This window comes from Nonomuraea sp. NPDC001684 (assembly GCF_053596515.1).
In genome coordinates this window covers 1-4527 of the sequence record NZ_JBSFGJ010000608.1, presented here as the reverse complement: position 1 = coordinate 4527, position 4527 = coordinate 1, and the positions used below count along the sequence as shown (strand labels likewise).

General features: G+C 72.9%; 4 protein-coding genes. 1 reads left to right on the top strand and 3 read right to left on the bottom strand.

Annotated elements, in window-relative coordinates; genetic code table 11:
• Positions 1-6 precede the first annotated feature (6 nt).
• The 3 genes from ACWCSD_RS48380 to ACWCSD_RS48370 all read right to left on the bottom strand — a co-directional run bounded on the left by ACWCSD_RS48380 (position 7) and on the right by ACWCSD_RS48370 (position 3192).
• On the bottom strand, positions 7-1581 hold the full coding sequence (locus tag ACWCSD_RS48380) for a penicillin-binding transpeptidase domain-containing protein (protein WP_397158629.1): 1575 nt from the start codon (positions 1579-1581) through the stop codon (positions 7-9).
• Between the two features lie 79 nt (positions 1582-1660).
• Positions 1661-2338 (bottom strand): lysophospholipid acyltransferase family protein, encoded by a 678-nt coding sequence (locus ACWCSD_RS48375; RefSeq protein ID WP_387653850.1) that lies wholly within the window; start codon positions 2336-2338, stop codon positions 1661-1663.
• Positions 2339-2577: 239 nt separating this feature from the next.
• A complete protein-coding gene (locus ACWCSD_RS48370) occupies positions 2578-3192 on the bottom strand; it encodes a TetR family transcriptional regulator (RefSeq protein WP_397158627.1) in 615 nt (204 codons plus the stop codon).
• A 67-nt stretch (positions 3193-3259) separates the two neighbouring features.
• Here ACWCSD_RS48370 and ACWCSD_RS48365 point away from each other — a divergent pair.
• Positions 3260-4527, top strand: a 1268-nt coding sequence (locus tag ACWCSD_RS48365; RefSeq protein ID WP_449925865.1) for a HelD family protein, incomplete at its 3' end; no start/stop codon positions are given.

The following is a 4527-nucleotide window of genomic DNA, read 5'->3' as shown; positions in this document are numbered from 1 at the left end:
GAGAGGTCAGAGGCCCTTGAGGAAGGTCGCCGCCACCGGGGCCGCGACCTTGCCGCCCGTGCCGCCCCCCTCCACGACCACCGCGAAGGCCACGTCGCCCTTGAACCCCATGAACCAGGCGTGGGTGTCGAGCTTGTCGCCGGTGCCGAACTCGGCCGTGCCGGTCTTGCCATGCGTGCCGGCGGGCAGGCCGCTGGCCCTGGCGGTGCCCTTGGAGACCACGGCCGCCATCATGCTGTGCAACTGCTCCTTGACCCCCTTGGGCAGCGCCTGCTCGCCGGCCTTCTGCTTGAGCGAGGGCACCAGCGTGGGCGGCCGCCACGTGCCGTTGGCGATGGCGGCGGCGACCGAGGCCATCGACAGCGGGCTCGCGGTGATCCTGGCCTGGCCGAAGGACTCGGCGGCCAGCTCGGCGTCGGACTGGGCCCGCGGGAAGCTGGCCTTCGTGGCCGGCACGCCGATGTTGAGCGGCTGGTTGAAGCCGACGCCTTCCGCCGTCTTGAGCAGCTTGTCGGCGCCGAGCCGCTGTTCGGCCAGCGGCGCGAAGGTGGTGTTGCACGAGTGGGCGAAGGAGTCGAGGAATGACAGCGAGCCGAACTCCTCCTTCTCCGAGTTGCGGATCTTCAGCCCGCCGACGGTGGCGTACATCGGGCAGGTGACCTTGTCGCTGGGCGACAGGCCGGCCGCCAGCAGGCCGATCGCGGTGACCGCCTTGAACGTGGAGCCGGGCGGGTAGCGGCCGTCGAGGGCCCGGTTGAAGCCGCCCTGGTTGTTGACCACGGCCAGGATCTCGCCCGTGGAGGGCCGGATGGCGACCATGGAGGTGGGCTTGGGGACGTCCTTGACCGCGGTGACGGCCGCCGCCTGCGCCCGCGGGTCGAGCGAGGTCTCCACGGGCTTGCCGTCGGTGCCCTCGATGGTACCGAGGGTCTTGCCGCCGAGCTGGATCTGGGTGGTGGGGGTGCCGGCCAGCCGCTTCTGGAACGTCTCCTGCAGGCCGCCGCGCCCGATCGCCTGCCCCGGCTTGTAGGAGGCGCCGAGCTTGGCGACGTCCTTCTTGGTGGCCTTGTCGAGGTAGCCGACGAGCTGCTGCACCGAGCCGCCGGACGTGCCGGTGTCGATGCGGCCGCCGTCGGCGTCGGTGATCTGCGCGCGCTGCGGCCAGCTCGTCTTGACGGCGAACGCCGCCCCCGGGGTCAGCTGCGGGTGCAGCGTGGACGGCCGCCAGTCGACCTTCCACATGCGGTCGGCCACCACGAGGTCGAGCTGCCCGTCGTAGGACCAGGAGCCGATGTTCTTCAGCGCCAGGGTCGCGGTGTAGGGGACCTTGGCCCGGCCGTCGCCCTCGACGACCCGCCCCAGCTTGACCGTGGCCGACTCGACGCCGAGCGCGGCGCGCTGCTGGTCGTAGGCGGTGAGCTGCTGCTGGGTGGCCAGCTCGGCGGTCATGGCGGCCTTGTCGCCGGCCTGCCAGGCGGCGGCGAAGCGCTGCGCCGTCTCGCCCGGTGTGCCCTTGGTGCGCAGCAGGTAGTAGGCGCCCCCGCCCGCGGCCCCCGCCACGAGCACGGCGGACACCGACACGATCGCGATGGTACGGCCCCGCGCCACTGGTCAGCCCCCTGGTCCTCGACGTCAGGTGTCAGAGCCTAGCGGTGACCGGTCACGTCGTTCCATTGGCGGTCTTGAAGCTGGAGGCGTACGCGGGCACGTACTCCTGCCCGGACAGCTTCTGGACGGCCTCCATGACCTCGTCGGTGACCCGGCGCCGGTCGCGCGCCTTGGTGTGGTCGCCCTCGAAGCGCATGGGCCGGCCGATGGAGATGCCGATCTTGGCGGGCCTGGGCACCTTGGCCCCGACCGGCAGCACCTTCTCGGTGCCCTTGAGCGCCACCGGCAGCACGGGCGCGCCCGTCTTGAGCGCCAGCCAGGCCACGCCGACCTTGCCGCGGTAGAGGCGGCCGTCGGGGGAGCGGGTGCCCTCGGGGTGGATGCCGAACAGCTCGCCGCGCTCCAGCAGCTCGGCGGCGGCGTCGAGCATGGCCTGGGCGGCGTGGGCGCTCTCGCGGTCGATCGGCAGGCTGCCGCCCAGGCGCATGAAGAAGCCGGAGACGGGGTTGCCGTCGAAGTACTCGTTCTTGGCGGTGAACGTGACGCGCCGGGGGAGCAGCGCGGGCAGCAGGAAGGAGTCGAGCACGGAGAGGTGGTTGGCCGCCAGGATGGCCGGGCCGACCCTCGGGACGTTCGCGGCGCCGGTGATGTGCGGCCGGCACATCGCGTGGGCGAGCGGCGCGGCGGCGAACTTGACCACTTCGTACAGCAACGGGCTCTCCTGGATCATGGGCAGTCAACCTTGCCACCCTAAGGCAGCGGGACGCCCGGAAAGCTTTAAGGCCGATGTGGTGGTCGCCTCCTCGGCGAGGTGCACAACACGGTTCCAGCCGAACGGTATTCCGTGAAGGCGGTAATTTGCGGCCCGGGGGACACAGCCACATCGGCATTTCCGAGTTAAGCACAGCCTCTGGCGTTGGAGGTAATCGTGCCCGCCGGATGGGGCGCGCGTGACCTGCGCGCCGGAGCTCAGGGGCCGGCGGGGCCGTCCATGAGCAGGGCGTAGGCGTGTTCGGCGGCGCGCACCGCGTCGGCCTCGGCCTCGGTCAGGGGCCGGCCCCCGGCGAGCTGCGCCCAGGTGCGGCGGGCCAGCACCCGCTGCACGGCCAGCGCCTGGGCCGCCAGCAGCGCGGCGGTCAGCTCGTCCATGCTCTCGGCCAGGGCCTCGGCCAGCTCGGCCTCGTCCTGGGTCATGTGGTGGAACAGGCGGACGGCCAGGCTGGGCGTGTCGAACACCATGCGGTGGAAGGCCAGCACCTCGGGGTGGTCGTTGAGCCCGGTGACCGGGTCGTGGGCGGCCAGGCCGTCGAGGTGGTGGCGGCGCAGCGCCGCGACCGGGTGCTCGCCGGGCGCCCGGCCGCGCACCACGCGGGCGGCCTCGCCCTTGTGGTCGGCGAACCGGTGCAGGACGAGGTCCTCCTTGGTCGGGAAGTACTTGAACAGTGTCGGCTTGGACACCCCGGCCGCCGCCGCGATCTCGGTCACCGGCACCTCGTCGAAGCCGCGTTCCAGGAAGAGCGTGATCGCCGCCGTCGAGATGGCCTCGTGCACCCGCTGCCGCTGCAGCTCCCGCAGTCCCGTCATGACCGCACCCTATCAAAGTGTTAACCTGGTCAATGTCTTAACCGAGTTAACGCTTTTGGGGGTGGGCATGGGAACGCTCGACGACGAACGGCGTCACGTCGAACGGTGCAGGGCGGGGCTGCGCAGGATGCTGGAGGGCGCGCGGGAGAACGTGATCGTCGGCGAGACCGTCGCCGGCGACCGCTACAGCGCGGAGCGGCTCGGCCGCCATCTCAAGAGCCTGGCCAAGGAGCTGAGCGAGGAGCCCGACGGGCCGCCGTTCTTCGGCCGGCTCGACTTCGGCCAGGACTCGGCCGAGCACCGCGGGCGGGCGTACCACATCGGCCGGCGGCACATCGCCGGCGAGCACGGCGGACCGCCGGTGGTGATCGGCTGGTGCGCGCCCGTGGCGCGCGCCTTCTACCGCGCCGGCGCCCGCGACCCCCAGGGCGTCGAGGTGCGCCGCCGTTTCGGCTGGTCGGGCAGCACGCTGACCGGCTACGAGGACGAGCGTCTCGGCGCGGGGGAGGAGGGCGGCGGGGCGCTCCTGGCCGCCGAGATCGAACGCCCCCGCGTCGGCCCGATGCGCGACATCGTCGCCACCATCCAGCCCGAGCAGGACGACCTCGTCCGCGCCGACCTCGACACCACCATCTGCGTCCAGGGCGCCCCCGGCACCGGCAAGACCGCCGTCGGCCTGCACCGGGCCGCCTACCTGCTGTACGCCCACCGCCGCCGCCTCGAACGCTCCGGCGTCCTGGTGCTCGGCCCGAACCGGACCTTCCTCGGCTACATCTCGGCCGTGCTGCCCGCGCTCGGCGAGGTGGACGTCGAGCAGACCACCCTGGAAGGGCTGCTCGGCGCCTACCCCGTACGGGCCGTCGACTCCGCGGCGGCCGCGGCGGTCAAGCACGACGTCCGGATGGCCGAGGTGCTGCGCCGCGCGCTGTACGGCCGCATCCGCAGGCCCGCCGAGCCCGCCGTGGTGGCCGACGGCTCCTACCGCTGGCGCGTCGGCGAGGACGAGCTGCGCCGCATCGTGGAGGACACCAGGCGGGCCGCGCTCCCGTACGGGGTCGGGCGCGAACGCGTCAGGGCCAGAATGGTGGCGGCGATGCGGCGGCAGGCCGAGGCCCGCGGCCAGACCTGCGACGCCGCCTGGGAACGCCGGATCGGCCGGGCGCTCACCCCGGCGCTCGACGCGACCTGGCCCGCCGTCCGCCCCGAGGACGTGCTGTACGAGGTCCTCAGCGCCCCGCCCGAGGGCCTGCTGACCGATGCCGAACGCGCCGCGCTCGCCTGGCCCGGCCCGCCGCACGGGGCCAAGAGCGCCAAGAGCGCCAAGAGCGCCAAGAG

Coding starts and splice junctions, on each gene's coding strand:
- ACWCSD_RS48370 (WP_397158627.1), bottom strand. CDS start 3,192: ATGACGGGACTGCGGGAGCTGCAGCGGCAGCGGGTGCACGAGGCCATC.
- ACWCSD_RS48375 (WP_387653850.1), bottom strand. CDS start 2,338: ATGATCCAGGAGAGCCCGTTGCTGTACGAAGTGGTCAAGTTCGCCGCC.